Origin of the sequence: Noviherbaspirillum autotrophicum (assembly GCF_000818395.1) — a bacterium.
GTDB lineage: Bacteria > Pseudomonadota > Gammaproteobacteria > Burkholderiales > Burkholderiaceae_D > Noviherbaspirillum > Noviherbaspirillum autotrophicum.
This window is the reverse complement of record NZ_JWJG01000028.1, coordinates 1,526,928-1,543,792: the sequence shown is the minus strand read 5'-3', so window position 1 is coordinate 1,543,792 and position 16,865 is coordinate 1,526,928. Positions and strand designations below refer to the sequence as shown.

Here is a 16,865-nt window from a genome sequence, read left to right as displayed (position 1 = left end):
CGACCAGAATTTTCATTGTTTTGGGAGAAATAAAATGAGTGCCATCGTTGATATCATCGGCCGTGAAGTCATTGACTCGCGCGGCAATCCTACCGTCGAATGCGACGTTTTGCTGGAGTCCGGCGTAATGGGCCGCGCAGCCGTGCCGTCGGGCGCCTCCACCGGTTCGCGCGAAGCGATCGAGCTGCGTGACGGCGACAAGAGCCGTTACATGGGCAAGGGCGTCCTGAAAGCCTGCGAAAACATCAATACCGAGATTTCCGAAGCGATCATGGGCCTGGACGCCAATGAACAGGCGTTCCTCGACCGCACCCTGATCGACCTCGATGGCACCGAAAACAAGGGCCGTCTGGGCGCCAACGCCACCCTCGCCGTATCGATGGCTGTCGCCAAGGCCGCAGCCGAAGAATCCGGCCTGCCGCTGTATCGCTACTTCGGCGGTTCCGGCGCGATGCAGATGCCGGTGCCGATGATGAACGTCATCAACGGCGGCGCACATGCCGACAACAACCTCGACCTGCAAGAGTTCATGATCATCCCGGTCGGCGCACCGAGCTTCCGCGAAGCGATCCGTTACGGCGCCGAAGTGTTCCACACGCTGAAGAAGATCCTGCACGACAAGAAGCTGACCACGGCGGTCGGCGACGAAGGCGGTTTCGCTCCTTCCGTGGCAAACCACGAAGAAGCGATCAAGCTGATTCTGCAGGCGATCGAACAGGCTGGCTATGAGCCGGGCACGCAAATCGCGCTGGGCCTGGACTGCGCCGCTTCCGAGTTCTTCAAGGACGGCAAGTACCACCTGGACGGCGAAGGCCTGGTGCTGTCGTCCGGCGACTTCACCAACCTGCTGTCGACCTGGTGCGACAAGTACCCGATCATCTCGATCGAAGACGGCATGGCCGAGAACGACTGGGACGGCTGGGCGACCCTGACCAATGCGCTGGGCAAGAAGGTTCAGCTGGTAGGTGACGACCTGTTCGTCACCAACACCAAGATCCTGCGCGAAGGCATCCAGAAGAACATCGCCAACTCGATCCTGATCAAGATTAACCAGATCGGCACCCTGACAGAAACCTTCGCTGCCATCGAAATGGCCAAGCGCGCCGGCTACACCGCCGTGATCTCGCACCGTTCCGGCGAAACCGAAGATTCCACGATCGCCGACATCGCAGTGGGCACCAACGCGCTGCAGATCAAGACTGGTTCGATGTCGCGTTCCGACCGCATGGCCAAGTACAACCAGCTGCTGCGCATCGAGGAAGACCTCGGCGACATCGCCAGCTACCCCGGCCGTAGCGCGTTCTACAACCTGCGCTAAGATCGCAACAGAATTGGGGGCGCAAGCCCCCAAATTCTTCAATGCGCCTTAGAATTCTTCAATGCGCCTGATTTCCATCTGCCTCGCCGCCTTGCTGCTGCTTATCCAGTTCCCGCTGTGGCTGGGCAAGGGTGGATGGCTGCGCGTGTGGGAGCTCGACAAGCAGGTCGAGGCCGCGCAAAAGAAGAATGACGAGCTCAAGGCGCGCAACGCCAAGCTCAATTCCGAGGTGCAGGATCTCAAGGAAGGCACCGGCGCGGTCGAAGAGCGCGCGCGCTACGAACTCGGCATGATCAAGGATGGCGAGATTTTCGTTCAGGTTCTCGCGCCGGGAAAAGCGGTAGAAATCTCCGCGACCGCGCCAGCCCCCGGCAAATAGACGGCGCCAGCAAGGGCGGGGCCGATGCGCCCCGGCCCAGACTCACAACTTTCCTTAATGTTTGACGTCGCTCGCCGGCTGCATCGCATCGCCGGCAATATCCGTTGCAAACAGCTGCGCACAGTCGACCTTGTCGAACTCGTAGTGCTGCCCGCAAAAATCGCAATTGATCGCAAGCTTGCCCAGATCGGCGAGTGCCGAGTCGACTTCCGCCTTGCCGAGCATGAGCAGCATGTCGCCCACTTTTTCACGCGTGCAGCTGCACTGGAAGCTCGGGTGGCGCGGCTCGAAAACGCGTAGTGTCTCTTCCCAGAAAAGGCGGCGCAGCAGGGTGTTGATGTCGGTCGACAGCATTTCCTCTGTCTTCAGGGTCGACGCCAAGGTGACCGTGTGATTCCACGTTTCCACGTCGTCGACGTCGGTGCCGGTGCCGCCTTCCTTCGGCAGCTTTTGCAGCAGCAGCCCGCGCGACACGTTGCGGTCGGCAGCCAGCCATAGCCGCGTATCGAGCTGTTCCGAGCGCAGCATGTAGTTTTCGATGACGACCGCCACCGAGTCGCCGTTCAGTGGCACGACACCCTGGTAGGGCTGTTGTCCCGGCAGCTTCTCCTTCGGGTCGAGCGTAATGACGAAACGCCCGCGTCCATGGGCGTTGACCAGCTCTTTGAGCCCGGCATCGTCCGCGACCTGCACGCCGTCAGCTAGCTTGGCAGTGGCGCGCAGGTGCAGGTCGGAGTCGCACTCGACCACCAGCAGGCTCACCGGACCGTCGCCATGCATTTGCATCACGAGCATGCCATTGAACTTCAGGTTGGCCGACAGTAGCGCGGCTGCGGCCAGCATTTCACCCAGCAGCGTGCTTACCGGAGCCGGATATTCCTTGCGCGCCTGCACCTGCTTCCAGGTGTCGGAAATTTCCACCAGTTCGCCGCGCACGGCGGCATTTTCAAATATGAATCGTTGTAGCGTATCCATCATTATCCGATTCGTTTCAATTCCTGCTTGAACAACTGGCCGCGCTTCACGTAATTGGCGGTATTGCCATGCATGCGCGCGATGTCTTCGTCGGACAGCGTGCGCACCGCTTTCGCCGGCGATCCGATGATCAGCGAGTTGTTCGGAAATTCCTTGCCCTCCGTGACCAGCGCGCCGGCGCCGACCAGGCAGTTCTTGCCGATCTTCGCGCCGTTCAGGATCACGGACTGGATGCCGACCAGCGAGCCCTCGCCGATCGTGCAGCCATGCAGCATCGCTTGATGGCCGACCGTGACGTTCTTGCCAATCGTGAGCGGATAGCCGGGGTCCGTGTGCAGGACGCAGCCTTCCTGCACATTGCTGTTTTCGCCAATAGTGATCAGTTCATTGTCGCCCCGGATCGTCACATCGAACCAGACGCTCGCATTGGCTTCGATCTTCGCTTTGCCGATCACGTTCGCGGAATCGGTGATGTAGGCGGAAGAATGGATCTCGGGAGCATGTTCGCCCAATTGGTAGATGGCCATGAATTTCCGTAAAATTGATTGGTTTGAACCGTCATTTTACCGCCGCTTGCATGAACGTACTGACTGACCCAAGTTCCATTTCGCCTCCGACGGAGTTACGCCAGGCTGCCTTGCACTGGTTGGCCGAAACCGATGCCAACGCCAAGGCGGAAGGCGTCAAGACATTGTCGCAGGCGTGGAACAGTGGTGCGCTTTCCCTGGATACGGAGCGGGTTCTCGCGGCACCTGGCGGTATCCCGGGGCGTCCGGAGCGGCCCGAACTGGTGCCGCCCTTGGCAGTCGAGCGGCGCTCGATGCGCACCATCGAAGGCCGCGCCGCGATGATCCATGCGCTGGCGCATATCGAGTTCAATGCCATTAATCTCGCGCTCGACGCAATCTGGCGCTTTGCGTCCATGCCGCGCGATTATTATGCGGACTGGCTGCGGGTGGCCGACGAAGAAGCGCTGCATTTTTCGCTGCTGTCGGCGCATCTGCAGACCTTGGGTTACGGCTATGGCGACTTTGCGGCGCATAACAGCCTGTGGGACATGGCCGAAAAGACTGCCGGAGACGTGCTGGCACGCATCGCGCTGGTGCCGCGCACGATGGAAGCGCGCGGCCTCGATGCGTCGCCGCCGGTGCGCGCCAAGCTGGCGCAGGCGGGAGATAGCGCGGCCGCGGCGATTCTCGACATTATTCTGCGCGATGAAATCGGACACGTAGCCATCGGCAACCGCTGGTATGGCTGGCTGTGCACGATGCGCGCACTGGAGCCGCTCGCCACCTACGCGGCGTTGGCCGCACAATACAAGGCGCCGCAGATGCGCGGCCCCTTTAATTTGGAAGCGCGCCGCGCCGCGGGTTTTAGCGAAAGCGAACTTGTGGCCCTCGGCGCTGTAGTCGCATAAAACAGACACTTTTCTCTACGGAATGTCTTTTTTAGCCGTCCTCTGCGGCTCGTCATGGATCCGCCCCTCAAGTTGAAAAGGCAGAAACTTCCGGCGCAGGCGTATGTCTTTCATTCATGCGTGGTTTATCCATCATTCATCTTTGCTTTTGGTAAAGAGAAAGGAGGCAAGCATGAGGCAAGCAGAACGAACCGTATTGGCGCTGGTGGCCGCCGTCCTTGCCGTTACCTTGATCGGCTGCGAGAAAAAGCAGGCGGAGAACAGCAGCGGGCCGGCGGAAAAGGCGGGGCAGCAGATTGACCAGGCTGCGTCGCGCGCCGGTGAAGAACTCAACAAGTTCGCCGGAAAGGTTGGCCAGGGCATGGAAAAGGCCGGGCAGAAACTGCAGGACGAAGCAAAGCAGGCGCAGCAAAGCGAACCTCGGAAAGATCAATAATCCCAGTGCCCCTGCGCGGCCGCATCCATGATGCGGTACCCGGCGGCTGGCGATTCCCGGCGCGATTGCGCCTTCCATCCATCATGTCGCTCCGCACCCCGGTGACAGGCCCGCAACACTCTGTCCTGTGATCCGGTCGACTCATCTCACACCTGTATCGGCAGCGTGTATCCCTTGCAAGGAGGGGAATTAACATGTTCAGAAAAACCATCACACTCGCATTGCAAGGCGGCGGCTCCCATGGCGCGTTTACGTGGGGCGTGCTGGATCGCCTGCTGGAAGACGAACGCATCGACATCGAAGGCATCAGCGGCGCCAGCGCCGGCGCGATGAATGCGGTCGTGCTTGCCCACGGGCTGACGGCGGGCGGAAGGGAAGGGGCACGCCGCGCGTTGCAGGAATTCTGGACCAGCGTGGCCGCCAGCGCGCCATACAGCGTGATTCCCGATTATCTGTTGCCATCCCAAGGATTAAGCCCGCACGCTGAACCTTCGCCGGCCTACAAGGCAATGTTGCCGCTGATGCGCCTTCTGTCGCCGCACCAGCTCAATCCGTTCGACATCAACCCGCTGCGCGACATCCTGGCGCGGCAAATCGACTTCGAGCGGTTGCGCGCCGAGTGCCCGGTGCGGCTGTTCATCGCGGCCACGCAAGTCAGCACCGGCACCCTGCGGCTGTTTCGCAACCGGCAGCTGACGCTTGACGTGCTGCTGGCGTCGGCCTGCCTGCCCTTGCTGCACCGAGCGGTGGAGATCGACGGCGAAGCCTACTGGGACGGCGGGCTGACTTCCAATCCGCCGCTGTTCCCGCTGCTGCACAAGTGCTCGGCGCGCGACATCCTGGTCGTGCTGCTGCATCCCAATCCGAGCACGAAAACGCCGGTCACCGCGAACGATATCTGGCAGAGACAGACGGAAATGGGATTCAGCTCGACCTTTTTCACGGAGTTGCAGGGGGTGCTGCTGGCGCAGCGCGAAGCCCGTCGCAGCTGGTTTTCGCTCGGGCCGCTGGAACGCAGGCTGCGCAGCCTTAACATGCACGTGATCGAGTCGCAGGAATTGATGCGCCAGCTCGGCACGCATAGCAAGCTCAATGCCCATCCCTCCTTCATCAACAGCTTGCATGAAGAGGGCAGGCAGCGCGCGGAAATCTGGCTCGGCGACAATTTCGAGCAGATCGGCGTGCGCTCGTCGTTCAACCTTGCGCAGCTGTTCGGCTAGCGCGTTCCTGTTCCATGAGCCGCAGCACGCGCCGCTGCACCTTGCCGGTCGTCGTCATCGGCAGCTCGTCGATGAACTCGATTTCCTTCGGATATTCGTAGGGCGCGAGCTTGCCGCGCACATGCGCCTGCAGTTCCGCGATGAGCCGCTGCTCGGCATCGCGCCCGCGTTCCGTGCCCGGCGTGAGCACCACGTAGGCCTTGACGACATTACCGCGTTCCGCGTCCGGCTTGGGCACGACGGCGGCATTGGCCACTGCCGGGTGGTTGACCAGGCAGTTCTCGATTTCCGACGGGCCGATACGGTAGCCGGCGGCCTTGAACATGTCGTCGGCGCGCCCCTGGTACCAGAGGTAGCCGTCTTCATCCATCAGCGCCAGGTCGCCGGTGCGGCACCAGTCGCCGCTGTACTTGTTGCGCGTGGCGTCCGGATTTTTCCAGTAGCCGATGAAGAAGATCGGATCGGGATGGCCGTGCATGTCAGTGCGGTTCAATGCGACTTCGCCGACTTCGCCGGTGCCGACTTCGCGGCCATCGTCGTCGATGAGCGCGATGCGATGACCGGGATAGGGCCGGCCCATGCTCCCCGGCTTGGCCGGCCACTGCTGCGCGCTGTTGCCGACGATGTAGTTCATTTCGGTCTGGCCGAACATTTCGTTGGGCGTGATGCCCAGCGCAGACTGGCACCAGTTGAACACCGTATCGCCAACCGCTTCGCCTGCGCTCATGATGGCGCGCAGGCGAAGCGAAAATTTTTCGCCCGGCGCAGGATACGCTTTCATCATCATCTTCAGCGCCGTCGGAAACAGGAAGGTGTTGGTGACCCGGTATTTCTCCAGCAGGTAAAACGCGGTATCGGCCGAGAAGCGGCCGCGATAACCGAGGATCGGCTTGCCGAAATATAGCGTCGGCAGCAATGCATCCCACAGCCCGCCCGTCCATGCCCAGTCGGCCGGCGACCAGAACACGTCTGCCTCCTGCGGAAACCAGTTTTGCGAGGCGACGAAACCGGGCAGGTTGCCGATGATGGCCGAATGCGGAATCAGCGCGCCCTTGGGGGCGCCGGTGGTGCCGCTGGTATAGATCAGCACCGCAGGGTCGCTGGCCCGGGTGCGCACCGGATCGAAGTCTTCGCTGGCCTTTGCCAGCGCGCTGTCCCAGTCGAGGGTGTCATCCGCGTCGCCGCCGAGCGCGATCACATTCTTGAGTGCCGGGCAAGCCGTGCGCGCCTGTTGCAGGTGCTGATAGCCGGCCTGGTCGACGACTGCGATGCTCGCTTCGCTGTTTTGCAGGCGATATTCGAGCGCATCGGGCCCGAACAGCATCGACAGCGGCATTGCGACCGCGCCCAGTCGGTAACAGGCGATATGCGCCACGGCAGTTTCCGGGCGTTGCGGAAGGATGATTGCCACGCGGTCGCCGCGCCCGACACCGAGGTCGCGCAGCACGTTGGCCAGCCGGTTGGCTTGCGCATGCAACTGCGCATAGGTCAGGGTGGCGCAATGCCCGGCGTCGTCTTCGTAATGGATCGCGACGCGCGATTTGTCCGACGCCCAGCGCGTGCAGCAAACTTCGGCAATATTGAGGTCGGATGGAACGAGCCAGCGAAACTGGCTGTATAGAGCCTCGTAGCGATTCGGCTGCGGGCGTTCGGCAGATGGCATGACCCCTCCTGTATAATTATCGAACGGTCGTTCTATTGTGTGTTCAGGCTGTCAGGCGATTGTAAATCGATCCAGAAAATTCGACAGGACGTCATTAACGATGAAACATTCCCGTTCAGAATTCATAACGATACGCGGATTACGCTATCACGTGCGCCACTGGGGCAATGAAGATGCGCCCAAGCTGTTCATGGTGCATGGGTGGATGGATGTGGCTGCCTCTTTTCAATTCGTGGTCGACTGCCTGCGACGCGATTGGCACGTGATTGCGCCGGATTGGCGCGGCTTCGGGTTGACCGACAGCAATGGCAGCGATTGCTACTGGTTTCCCGATTACCTGGGCGACCTCGACGCCTTGCTGGCGCATTATTCGCCGGATGAACCGGTCAACCTGCTCGGGCACAGCATGGGCGGTAATGTCGTCTGCATCTATGCCGGGGTGCGGCCGCAGCGCATCCGCAAGCTGATCAACCTGGAAGGATTCGGCTTGCCAGCCACCCGGCCGGAGCAGGCGCCGGGCCGTTACGCGCAGTGGCTGGACGAATTGCGCGAGGTGCCGGAGTTGCGTGCCTATCCGGCCCAGGCCCAAGTCGCTGCGCGCCTGCAGAAGAACAATCCGCGCCTGACCGACGAGCGGGCTGCGTTCCTGTCCAGCCATTGGGCCGCGCCAAACGACCAGGGCGAGTGGGCCATCCTCGCCGATCCCGCCCACAAGCTTGGCAATCCGATCCTCTATCGCATCGACGAAGTGTTGGCCTGCTGGCAGGGGATTACCGCACCTGTGCTATGGGTAGAAGCCGACGACACCAATGCCTGGCGATGGATGGGGCCGAAGGAAGAGGCGCGGGGCGAAATTGATCGCCGCATCAAGTTCATTCCGAACGTGACGACGGCGCTGATCCACGATGCCGGCCACATGCTGCATCACGATCAGCCGGAAGCGCTGGCGGCCCTGATCGAAAACTTTCTCGCGTAGATGGCGCGGAACCGCGCATTGGTGACGCAGGCAACCGTCCTGCAGGAAGGGCCGGACCAGGCGTACAATGGCCGTAACGGACCACTGCGTTTTTTCCATGCTTAACGTCGATCTACACTGTCATTCCCAGGTTTCCGACGGCGCCCTTGCGCCGTCGGAAGTAGCTATGCGCGCCAAGGCCAATGGCGTGGACGTCTGGGCATTGACCGATCATGACGAGATCGACGGCATTGCCGAGGCGCGTGAAGAAGCGGTTGCGCTGGGCATGCATTATGTGACCGGCGTAGAAATCTCGGTTACCTGGGCAAGCAAGACCGTGCATATTGTCGGTTTGCAGTTCGATGAAACCGATGAGAATCTGGTGCGCGGACTGGCAAGCACGCGTTCCGGGCGCGAGCGGCGCGCCCATGACATGGCGGCGCAACTGGCTGCTGTCGGCATTCCCGACGCGTTCGAGGGCGCGTTGACCTACGTGGGCAATCCCGACCTGATTTCGCGCACGCATTTTGCCCGCTATCTCGTCGAATGCGGTGTCTGCAAGGACACCGCCGACGTGTTCCGCAATTACCTCATCGAGGGCAAGCCCGGTTATGTGCCGCACCGTTGGGCACGGTTGAAAGATGCCGTCGGCTGGATTCGCGGCGCCGGCGGTATTGCCGTGGTGGCGCATCCCGGGCGCTACAATTTCAGCGATCTTGAGCTGGACGTGTTCCTGAACGAGTTCAAGCAACTTGGCGGCGCGGGCATCGAAGTGGTAACGGGCAGCCATACGCTGGAGGAATTCGTGCGTTTTACCGAGGTCGCGCGCCGTTACGGATTCCTTGCGTCGCGGGGCTCGGATTTCCACGCTCCCGGCGAGTCGCCGGTGGACCTCGGTACTTTGCCGCCATTGCCCGCATCCCTCGTTCCTGTGTGGCACGACTGGCACATGTAAACAAATCAAGTCACGCATAGCTTGCGCTGACGCAGAAAGTGCAGGCTGTGGCATCATGCCGGCTCTTGAATTTCCTCTCGTGCAACCATATTTAGAAAATGCTTTCAAATTAGGGAGCTATTGAATGAAACGAATCGTCCTTTTCCTTGCTACCAACCTTGCCGTGATGCTGGTGATGTCGGTGGTGTTGTCGCTGCTCGGCGTAAACCGCTATCTGTCCGCCAATGGATTGCAGCTGGGTACGCTGATGGTGTATTCGCTGGTTGTCGGTTTCACTGGCGCGATCGTGTCCCTGCTGATGAGCAAACAAATGGCCAAATGGTCGACTGCCGCCCACGTGATCGATGCGCCGTCGTCCTCGACCGAATTGTGGCTGGTCGATACGGTGAAAAAGCTGGCCGACAGCGCCGACATCGCGATGCCGGAAGTTGCTGTCTACGAGGGCGAGCCCCATGATGTGTATTGTAAACCGTGCTTCGCCGTCGCAAAGCCGGCTTAAATCAAAGGGTTAGTTCAAAAGCGGAGGCTTTGCATGAAACGAGTCATACTTTTTCTGGCGACAAATCTTGCAGTTATGCTCGTCATGTCAGTGGTGCTGTCGCTGCTTGGCGTAAACCGCTTTCTGTCTGCCAATGGCTTGCAACTCGGCAATCTGATGGTGTTTTCGTTGGTGGTCGGTTTTACCGGCGCGATCATTTCCCTGCTAATGAGCAAGCAGATGGCGAAGTGGTCGACCGGCGCGCGGGTAATTGATCAGCCTACGAACTCCACTGAACTTTGGTTGCTCGATACCGTGAAGAAATTATCCGACCGCGCCGGTATTGCCATGCCAGAAGTGTCGCTATATTCATCAGGCGAGCCGAATGCATTTGCCACTGGCGCCTTCAAGAATTCCGCACTGGTCGCAGTGTCCACCGGTTTGCTGCAAAGTATGACCAAGGACGAGGTCGAGGCGGTGCTCGGCCATGAGATCGCTCACGTGGCCAACGGCGACATGGTAACCCTGACCCTGATCCAAGGCGTGGTGAACACGTTTGTCGTGTTCCTGGCACGCGTGGTCGGATACGTGATCGACCGCCAGTTGTCGCGGGATAATGACCGGGGGCCGGGCATCGGCTACGCTGTCACTGTGTTCGTGTGTGAAATCGTGTTCGGCGTCCTGGCATCGATGATCGTTGCCTGGTTCTCGCGCTACCGCGAATTCCGCGCGGATGCCGGTTCCGCAAAGCTCCTTGGCAGCCCGCAACCGATGGTCAAGGCACTGGCGCGTCTTGGCGGGCTGGAGCCGCCGGAACATATGCCGCAAGCATTCAAGGCGTTCGGCATCAATGGCGGCACAAGCGGACTGGCCGCCTTGTTCGCGAGTCATCCGCCGATTGAAGAGCGCATCGCCGCGCTACGCGGTGCGCATTAAGTAACCGATCTATTTTTGCGACGGCGGTAGGACTACCGCCGTTCTGTTTTTATGAGCCAAATTTTTCATATTCATCCCGATAACCCGCAGCTGCGGCTGATCCGCCAGGCAGCGCAAATTATCCACGCAGGCGGCATCGTCGCGCTGCCGACGGATTCCTGCTTTGCGCTGGTCTGCCACCTGGACGATAAGGGGGCGGTGGAACGCTTGCGGCGCATCCGCGGTGTCGATGAAAAGCACCATCTCACCTTGCTGTGCCGGGACCTTTCCGAAATCGCGCAGTACGCGAAAGTCGACAATAGCCAGTACCGCCTGCTCAAGGCCGCCACGCCCGGACCTTACACCTTCATCCTGGAAGCGACCAAGGAAGTGCCGCGCCGCCTGAGCCATCCGTCGCGCAAGACCATCGGCCTGAGGGTGCCGGAAAACCAGATCGCATGCGCACTGCTGGAAGAGCTGGGGCAGCCGTTGCTTGGCACGACGCTGATCCTGCCCGATGAAAGCGAGCCGCTGACCGACCCGGAAGAGGTGAATGACCGGATCGGCCGCCAGATCGAATTGACAATCGACGGCGGCGCTTGCAGCCTCGAGCCGACAACCGTCATCGACCTGACCGGCGACGAGCCTGTATTGCTGCGGCAGGGCCGTGGCGACGCCAGCCTGTTCGGCCTATGACATCCGGCGGGCTGCCCGCAACGACGGGGCTGGCCCTGTCCCTCTGATAGAATCCGCCTCATGGATCAACTTATTCAAAAGATTGCAGTGTTTGCGCTGCCGGTGCTGTTCGCAATCACGCTGCACGAAGCCGCGCATGCCTACGCCGCCAAATACTTCGGGGACGCAACGGCTTACCTGCAGGGGCGCATGAGCCTGAACCCGGTCAAGCATATCGACCTTGTCGGCACGATCATCATTCCCGCCGTGCTGTTTTTCGTTGGCAGCCCGGTGCTGCTCGGTTACGCCAAGCCGGTTCCCATCGATTTCGGCAAGCTTCGCAAGCCCAAGCGCGATATGGCATGGGTGGCGCTGGCCGGGCCGGCCGCAAATTTTGTCATGGCGCTGTTGTGGCTGATTTTCTTCATACTGCTGCAAGCCATGCATGTCGACGAGGCATTCTTCACCGAGATGGCCAGGGGCGGTGTCTACATCAATCTGATTCTGCTGGCATTTAACCTGTTCCCGCTGCCGCCGCTCGATGGCGGCCGTGTGCTGACGAGCATATTGCCGCACAAGTACGCTTACAAGTTCGCACAGATCGAGCCTTACGGTTTTTTCATCGTACTGGCGCTGGTGTATTTCAATATCCTGTCCCTGTGGATGGTTCCGGTGAGAGCGGTGGCCGAACTGCTGCTTTCGCTTCTCGTTTCCCCTCTCAAAATTCTTTTGACCTGACCAATCATGTATCCCGATCGCGTTGTTTCCGGCATGCGTCCGACTGGAGCGCTGCACCTTGGCCATTATCACGGTGCCCTTAAAAACTGGATCAAGATGCAATCCGAATTGCCTTGCCTGTTTTTCGTCGCTGACTGGCATGCATTGACGACCCACTATGACGATCCCAGCGCGATCGAAGGCAATACCTGGGACATGGTGATCGACTGGCTGGCGGCCGGCGTCGATCCGTCGCAGGCGACGCTGTTCATCCAGTCGAAAGTACCGGAGCACGCCGAACTGCATCTGTTGCTGTCTATGGCGACGCCGCTCGGCTGGCTCGAGCGCGTGCCGACCTACAAGGACCAGCAGGAAAAGCTGGCCGACCGCGACCTCGCCACCTACGGTTTCCTTGGCTATCCGCTGCTGCAGGCCGCCGACGTCCTGATCTACCGTGCCAGCCTGGTGCCGGTGGGCGAAGACCAGATTCCGCACATCGAGATGATGCGCGAAATCGCACGCCGCTTTAACCACTTGTACGGCAAGGAAAAGGGTTTCGAGGAAAAGGCCAAGGAAGCAGTCAAGAAGCTCGGCAGCAAACGCGCCAAGATCTACAACGAGCTGCGCACCGAATACCAGGAGCAGGGCAAGGAAGACGCGCTGGAACAGGCCAAGGCCATGCTCGACGAGGCACAGAACCTGTCGATGATCGACCGCGAACGCTTGTTCGGCTATCTCGAAGGCAGCCGCAAGCTGATCCTGGTCGAGCCGCAGGCGCGACTCACCGAGGCGTCCAGGCTGCCCGGGCTCGACGGTCAAAAAATGTCCAAGAGCTACGGCAATGCGATCGCGCTGCGCGAAGACAAGGACTCCGTCGTCAAGAAGGTCCGCACCATGCCGACGGACCCGGCGCGCGTGCGCCGCACCGATCCGGGCGAGCCGGAGAAGTGCCCGGTCTGGCAACTGCATCAGGTGTATTCCGATAACGACACCAAGGATTGGGTATTGAAGGGCTGCAGGTCGGCTGGCATCGGCTGCCTCGAATGCAAGCAGCCGGTGATCGATGCCGTCCTGAAGGAGCAGGAACCGATGCGCGAGCGCGCGCAAAAATATATCGACGATCCCTCACTGGTGCGCGCCATCGTCGCCGACGGCTGCGACAAGGCGCGCAAGCTGGCGCAGGACACCATGCGCGACGTGCGCGAGGCGATGGGCCTGAGCTACAGCTAGTCTGTGACAGGCAATTTTGTAATTGGGCAGCCCTCGGCATGGGTTGTTCGCTTTGCCCCGTTGATCCCGGCTGGCGAAGTGCTGGACCTAGCATGCGGAGCGGGGCGCCACGCTCGCCTGCTGGCATCGCTTGGACATCCCGTGATGGCCGTCGATCGCGACGCCGAGGCACTGGCCCAGGCCGCAGGCCCGGGCATTGCCACCGTGCGCGCCGATCTCGAGGATGAGGAGGCTCCGCAGTCCGTTTGGCCGTTCGGCGCCGATCGCTTTGCCGGCATCGTTGTCACCAATTACCTGCATCGCCCGCTTTTCCCGCACATCCTGGATAGCCTTGCTCCCGGCGGCGTGCTGATCTACGAAACGTTCGCCATGGGGAATGAACGGTTCGGCAAGCCATCCAGCCCGCGCTTTTTGCTGAAGACGGGTGAATTGCTCGATCTGGTCTGCACAGGTGGCGTCAAACCGCACGTGCTTGCCTTCGAGGATGGCTACATAGACGAGCCCAAACCGGCGATGGTGCAACGCATTTGCGTGGTCAAGGGCGCCAGTGCCGCCGCTGGACCTTCCCTGCGCCTGACTTGAAATCGGGTGGGATTGCCCCACGGGAGCAGGCGATCCGCTACAATCATCTCTTTCTCTCTTTACGCAATAACATCATCATGATCCAGGGAAGCATAGTTGCAATCGTCACTCCCATGCACCCGGACGGCAGCCTCGATCTGCCGGGCCTGCGCAAACTGATCGACTGGCACATTGCCGAAGGCACGGATGCCATCGTCATCGTCGGCACGACCGGCGAATCACCGACAGTGTCGGTCGAAGAGCATTGCGAATTGATCAAGGTCGCCGTCGAACATACTGCCAAGCGCATCCCAATCATTGCCGGCACTGGCGGCAATTCGACCGCCGAAGCCATCGAACTGACGCGCCATGCGAAGAACGTCGGTGCGGATGCATCCCTGCAGGTCGTGCCTTACTATAATCGGCCGACGCAGGAAGGCATGTACCAGCATTTCCGGAAGATCGCCGAAGCGGTCGACCTGCCGGTCATCCTGTACAACGTGCCGGGCCGTACCGTGGCCGATATGTCCAACGACACGATTCTGCGCCTGGCGCAAATTCCCGGCATCATCGGCGTCAAGGATGCGACCGGCAATATCGCGCGCGGCACCGAATTGCTTCGTCTCGCTTCGAAGTCGTTCGCAGTCTATTCCGGTGATGATCCGACGGCGATGGCACTCATGTTCTGCGGCGCCAAGGGCAATATCTCGGTGACCGCCAACGTCGCGCCGCGCGAAATGCATCTTCTTTGCGCCGCCGCCATGGCAGGTAAGATTGAAGAGGCTATCGCCATCAACAACAAGCTGCTGCCGCTGCATAACAAGCTGTTTGTCGAACCGAATCCGGTACCGGTCAAGTGGGCTCTGGCTGAAATGGGGCTGATTCCTTCGGGTATCCGCCTGCCGCTGGTTCCGCTGAACGCGACTATGCACGAGACGGTGCGCACCGCGCTGCGCGAATCCGGTGTATTACAATAAGCGCCGCACGGAAACTACACGGCAAGACAAAGCCTTACCTCTTTCAGCATCGACATGACTATTTGCAAGAACTCTCGCCTGACTCAACGCGGGCTCATCTATGCGCTGGCGCTCGCCGGCTTGGCCGGTTGCGGCTCAATCGACTCGGTGCTGGAGCCGGGCAAGGTCGATTACAAGAGCGCTGGCAAGGCTCCGACGCTGGAAGTGCCTCCTGATCTGACGCAGTTGCAGCGCGAAAATCGTTATGCGATCCCGGAAGCAAACCGCGGAACTGCTACGGCTTCCACCTATTCGCAGCAACAGGCCGCAAGCCCGGCAGCCACTACGGCGGCCACCACCGTGGCGCAGAACAATGTGCAGGACATGCATATCGAACGTGCCGGCAATCAGCGTTGGCTGGTAGTCAAGCAGCCGCCGGAGGCGGTGTGGCCGCAGATTAAGGATTTCTGGCAGGACTCCGGTTTTCTGATCAACGTGGAAAAACCGCAAGCCGGCGTGATGGAAACCGACTGGGCTGAAAATCGCGCCAAGATCCCTCAGGGCATACTTCGCGAAACCCTCGGCAAGGCACTCGATTCGCTGTACTCCACTGGCGAACGCGACAAGTTCCGTACTCGCTTGGAGCGCACGGCGGATGGCGGAACTGAAATCTATATCAGCCATCGCGGCATGCAGGAAGTGCTGGTCGGCCAGCAGAAAGATAGTACGATGTGGACGCCGCGCCCGTCGGATCCGGAGCTGGAAGCAGAATTCCTGTCGCGCCTGATGGCCCGTCTCGGCACCGACACCACGCGCGCCAAGATGAGCGTGGAGAAGGCGCCGGAGCAACCGCTGCGCGCAAAGCTGGTCAAAGAGGGCAATGGCGGATACGTCCAGGTTGACGAAGGCTTCGACCGCGCATGGCGCCGGGTTGGCTTGGCGCTGGATCGCGTCGGCTTTACCGTGGAAGACCGCGACCGCACACAGGGGCTGTACTTCGTCCGGTACGTCGATCCTGCACAGGATGGCAAGTCCGAGAAGGGTTTCCTTTCCAAATTATTCTCATCCAGTTCGGATGACAAGGCCAAGGCGCAGCGCTATCGCGTCTCGGTCAAGGGCAGCGGCACGGTCAGCCAGGTCGCAGTCTTGAACAACGAAGGGCAGCCGGACAGATCATCCACTGCGGACAAAATCCTGTCCCTGTTAAACGAACAACTGAAGTAACAAAGCGCATTATTGAAGTTTGCTAGTTTAGGAAGCGGCAGCGAAGGGAACTCGCTGCTGATTTCCACTGCGTCAGGTACGACACGCACCACGGTCATGCTTGACTGCGGATTTCCCATCCGAGAGACTGAACGGCGCCTGCAACGGCTCGGTACGAGCCCATCCGATCTGGCAGGCATCGTCGTCACCCATGAACATCAGGATCACGTCGGTGGCGTATTCAAGTTTGCGCGCCGCCATCGCATTCCCGTCTGGCTCAGTTACGGCACCTATCAGGCGGTGCAAAAGCATTGCGACGATGTTACCTTCAATTTTTGCCGTGATGGCGAACGTCTTGTCATTGACGACCTGGAACTGACGCCATATACAGTGCCGCACGATGCGCGCGAGCCGGTTCAGTATGTTGCCAGCGACGGGAGTGCGAGGCTTGGCGTCTTGACAGATGCAGGGCATTCGACGCCGCATTTGGTGGAGGTGCTGGGTGGGTGTGATGCCTTGGTGCTGGAGTGTAATCACGACCGCGAAATGCTGGCAAATTCTACCTATCCGCCATCCTTACGGCAGCGCATCAGCGGCGCCTATGGCCATTTATCGAACGATACGACGGCGCACATTCTCCAGATGCTGGACAAGTCGCGCTTGAAGACGATCGTTGGCGCTCATTTAAGCAAGCAAAATAATATGCCGGAATTGGCCCATGCTGCCCTGGCTGGCGCTGCTGGGGATATCGAAATATTGATTGCCTGTCAGGAAGATGGCTTCGGTTGGATTTGTGCCGGTGACTGAGCACA

At 60.3% G+C, this 16,865-nt stretch carries 18 protein-coding genes and 1 pseudogene; 16 read left to right on the top strand and 3 right to left on the bottom strand.

The features are described 5' to 3' along the window. Nucleotides 1-34: 34 nt before the first annotated feature. Entirely contained in the window at nt 35-1,318 is a 1,284-nt protein-coding gene (gene eno / locus TSA66_RS08510; protein WP_040039680.1) for a phosphopyruvate hydratase, read from the top strand. Nucleotides 1,319-1,379: 61 nt separating this feature from the next. After that, nucleotides 1,380-1,697 carry a cell division protein FtsB gene (ftsB, locus tag TSA66_RS08505; RefSeq protein ID WP_040039679.1) on the top strand — a complete coding sequence of 106 codons (318 nt, stop codon included), beginning with the start codon at nt 1,380-1,382 and terminating at the stop codon, nt 1,695-1,697. 54 nt (nt 1,698-1,751) lie between these two features. Here the strand turns inward: ftsB and hslO are convergent, their stop codons facing one another. Together hslO and TSA66_RS08495 are read right to left on the bottom strand one after the other, a co-directional pair. Further along, nucleotides 1,752-2,675 carry an Hsp33 family molecular chaperone HslO gene (hslO, locus tag TSA66_RS08500; RefSeq protein ID WP_040039678.1) on the bottom strand — a complete coding sequence of 308 codons (924 nt, stop codon included), beginning with the start codon at nt 2,673-2,675 and terminating at the stop codon, nt 1,752-1,754. After that, nucleotides 2,675-3,199, bottom strand: a complete 525-nt coding sequence (locus TSA66_RS08495) for a gamma carbonic anhydrase family protein (RefSeq protein WP_040039677.1) — start codon at nt 3,197-3,199, stop codon at nt 2,675-2,677. Before TSA66_RS08495 ends, hslO begins: the two co-directional genes overlap by 1 nt. A gap of 50 nt (nt 3,200-3,249) precedes the next feature. Here TSA66_RS08495 and TSA66_RS08490 point away from each other — a divergent pair, with 50 nt between their 5' ends. The 3 genes from TSA66_RS08490 to TSA66_RS08480 all read left to right on the top strand — a co-directional run bounded on the left by TSA66_RS08490 (nt 3,250) and on the right by TSA66_RS08480 (nt 5,745). Continuing rightward, nucleotides 3,250-4,089 carry a ferritin-like domain-containing protein gene (locus TSA66_RS08490; RefSeq protein ID WP_040039676.1) on the top strand — a complete coding sequence of 280 codons (840 nt, stop codon included), beginning with the start codon at nt 3,250-3,252 and terminating at the stop codon, nt 4,087-4,089. Between the two features lie 172 nt (nt 4,090-4,261). Then, nucleotides 4,262-4,525, top strand: coding sequence for a hypothetical protein (locus TSA66_RS08485; RefSeq protein WP_052452181.1), 264 nt, complete (start codon nt 4,262-4,264; stop codon nt 4,523-4,525). A 194-nt stretch (nt 4,526-4,719) separates the two neighbouring features. Then, complete coding sequence (locus TSA66_RS08480; protein WP_040039675.1) at nt 4,720-5,745, top strand: patatin-like phospholipase family protein; 1,026 nt, start codon at nt 4,720-4,722, stop codon at nt 5,743-5,745. On the opposite strand, the gene TSA66_RS08475 is transcribed toward TSA66_RS08480, so the two are convergent. Continuing rightward, nucleotides 5,720-7,408 (bottom strand): acyl-CoA synthetase, encoded by a 1,689-nt coding sequence (locus tag TSA66_RS08475; RefSeq protein ID WP_040039674.1) that lies wholly within the window; start codon nt 7,406-7,408, stop codon nt 5,720-5,722. The two genes, TSA66_RS08480 and TSA66_RS08475, sit on opposite strands and share 26 nt — an antisense overlap. Before the next feature lie 100 nt (nt 7,409-7,508). Between TSA66_RS08475 and TSA66_RS08470 the strand changes: the two genes are divergently transcribed. The 11 genes and pseudogenes from TSA66_RS08470 to TSA66_RS08420 all read left to right on the top strand — a co-directional run bounded on the left by TSA66_RS08470 (nt 7,509) and on the right by TSA66_RS08420 (nt 16,860). Continuing rightward, on the top strand, nt 7,509-8,384 hold the full coding sequence (locus tag TSA66_RS08470) for an alpha/beta fold hydrolase (protein WP_040039673.1): 876 nt from the start codon (nt 7,509-7,511) through the stop codon (nt 8,382-8,384). Nucleotides 8,385-8,481: 97 nt separating this feature from the next. Further along, nucleotides 8,482-9,318, top strand: a complete 837-nt coding sequence (locus tag TSA66_RS08465) for a 3',5'-nucleoside bisphosphate phosphatase (RefSeq protein ID WP_040039672.1) — start codon at nt 8,482-8,484, stop codon at nt 9,316-9,318. Between the two features lie 124 nt (nt 9,319-9,442). After that, a pseudogene (locus TSA66_RS08460) lies at nt 9,443-9,772 on the top strand (protease HtpX); the annotation flags it as partial. A 78-nt stretch (nt 9,773-9,850) separates the two neighbouring features. Continuing rightward, complete coding sequence (gene htpX, locus TSA66_RS08455; RefSeq protein ID WP_040039671.1) at nt 9,851-10,732, top strand: protease HtpX; 882 nt, start codon at nt 9,851-9,853, stop codon at nt 10,730-10,732. Nucleotides 10,733-10,783: 51 nt separating this feature from the next. After that, complete coding sequence (locus TSA66_RS08450; protein ID WP_040039670.1) at nt 10,784-11,407, top strand: L-threonylcarbamoyladenylate synthase; 624 nt, start codon at nt 10,784-10,786, stop codon at nt 11,405-11,407. A 60-nt stretch (nt 11,408-11,467) separates the two neighbouring features. Then, complete coding sequence (locus TSA66_RS08445; protein WP_040039669.1) at nt 11,468-12,124, top strand: site-2 protease family protein; 657 nt, start codon at nt 11,468-11,470, stop codon at nt 12,122-12,124. Nucleotides 12,125-12,130: 6 nt separating this feature from the next. Next, complete coding sequence (locus TSA66_RS08440; protein WP_040039668.1) at nt 12,131-13,333, top strand: tryptophan--tRNA ligase; 1,203 nt, start codon at nt 12,131-12,133, stop codon at nt 13,331-13,333. Nucleotides 13,334-13,336: 3 nt separating this feature from the next. Next, entirely contained in the window at nt 13,337-13,915 is a 579-nt protein-coding gene (locus tag TSA66_RS08435) for a class I SAM-dependent methyltransferase (protein WP_040039667.1), read from the top strand. 77 nt (nt 13,916-13,992) lie between these two features. Continuing rightward, nucleotides 13,993-14,871, top strand: a complete 879-nt coding sequence (gene dapA / locus TSA66_RS08430; protein WP_040039666.1) for a 4-hydroxy-tetrahydrodipicolinate synthase — start codon at nt 13,993-13,995, stop codon at nt 14,869-14,871. Nucleotides 14,872-14,925: 54 nt separating this feature from the next. Then, entirely contained in the window at nt 14,926-16,074 is a 1,149-nt protein-coding gene (gene bamC, locus TSA66_RS08425; RefSeq protein WP_040039665.1) for an outer membrane protein assembly factor BamC, read from the top strand. Between the two features lie 12 nt (nt 16,075-16,086). Beyond that, entirely contained in the window at nt 16,087-16,860 is a 774-nt protein-coding gene (locus TSA66_RS08420; protein WP_040039664.1) for an MBL fold metallo-hydrolase, read from the top strand. The last annotated feature ends 5 nt before the right edge of the window (nt 16,861-16,865 follow it).

Excerpts from the sequence above, each read along its gene's own strand:
- eno (WP_040039680.1), top strand. The coding sequence starts at position 35 with ATGAGTGCCATCGTTGATATCATCGGCCGTGAAGTCATTGACTCGCGC.
- ftsB (WP_040039679.1), top strand. The coding sequence starts at position 1,380 with ATGCGCCTGATTTCCATCTGCCTCGCCGCCTTGCTGCTGCTTATCCAG.
- hslO (WP_040039678.1), bottom strand. The coding sequence starts at position 2,675 with ATGATGGATACGCTACAACGATTCATATTTGAAAATGCCGCCGTGCGC.
- TSA66_RS08495 (WP_040039677.1), bottom strand. The coding sequence starts at position 3,199 with ATGGCCATCTACCAATTGGGCGAACATGCTCCCGAGATCCATTCTTCC.
- TSA66_RS08490 (WP_040039676.1), top strand. The coding sequence starts at position 3,250 with ATGAACGTACTGACTGACCCAAGTTCCATTTCGCCTCCGACGGAGTTA.
- TSA66_RS08485 (WP_052452181.1), top strand. The coding sequence starts at position 4,262 with ATGAGGCAAGCAGAACGAACCGTATTGGCGCTGGTGGCCGCCGTCCTT.
- TSA66_RS08480 (WP_040039675.1), top strand. The coding sequence starts at position 4,720 with ATGTTCAGAAAAACCATCACACTCGCATTGCAAGGCGGCGGCTCCCAT.
- TSA66_RS08475 (WP_040039674.1), bottom strand. The coding sequence starts at position 7,408 with ATGCCATCTGCCGAACGCCCGCAGCCGAATCGCTACGAGGCTCTATAC.
- TSA66_RS08470 (WP_040039673.1), top strand. The coding sequence starts at position 7,509 with ATGAAACATTCCCGTTCAGAATTCATAACGATACGCGGATTACGCTAT.
- TSA66_RS08465 (WP_040039672.1), top strand. The coding sequence starts at position 8,482 with ATGCTTAACGTCGATCTACACTGTCATTCCCAGGTTTCCGACGGCGCC.
- htpX (WP_040039671.1), top strand. The coding sequence starts at position 9,851 with ATGAAACGAGTCATACTTTTTCTGGCGACAAATCTTGCAGTTATGCTC.
- TSA66_RS08450 (WP_040039670.1), top strand. The coding sequence starts at position 10,784 with ATGAGCCAAATTTTTCATATTCATCCCGATAACCCGCAGCTGCGGCTG.
- TSA66_RS08445 (WP_040039669.1), top strand. The coding sequence starts at position 11,468 with ATGGATCAACTTATTCAAAAGATTGCAGTGTTTGCGCTGCCGGTGCTG.
- TSA66_RS08440 (WP_040039668.1), top strand. The coding sequence starts at position 12,131 with ATGTATCCCGATCGCGTTGTTTCCGGCATGCGTCCGACTGGAGCGCTG.
- dapA (WP_040039666.1), top strand. The coding sequence starts at position 13,993 with ATGATCCAGGGAAGCATAGTTGCAATCGTCACTCCCATGCACCCGGAC.
- bamC (WP_040039665.1), top strand. The coding sequence starts at position 14,926 with ATGACTATTTGCAAGAACTCTCGCCTGACTCAACGCGGGCTCATCTAT.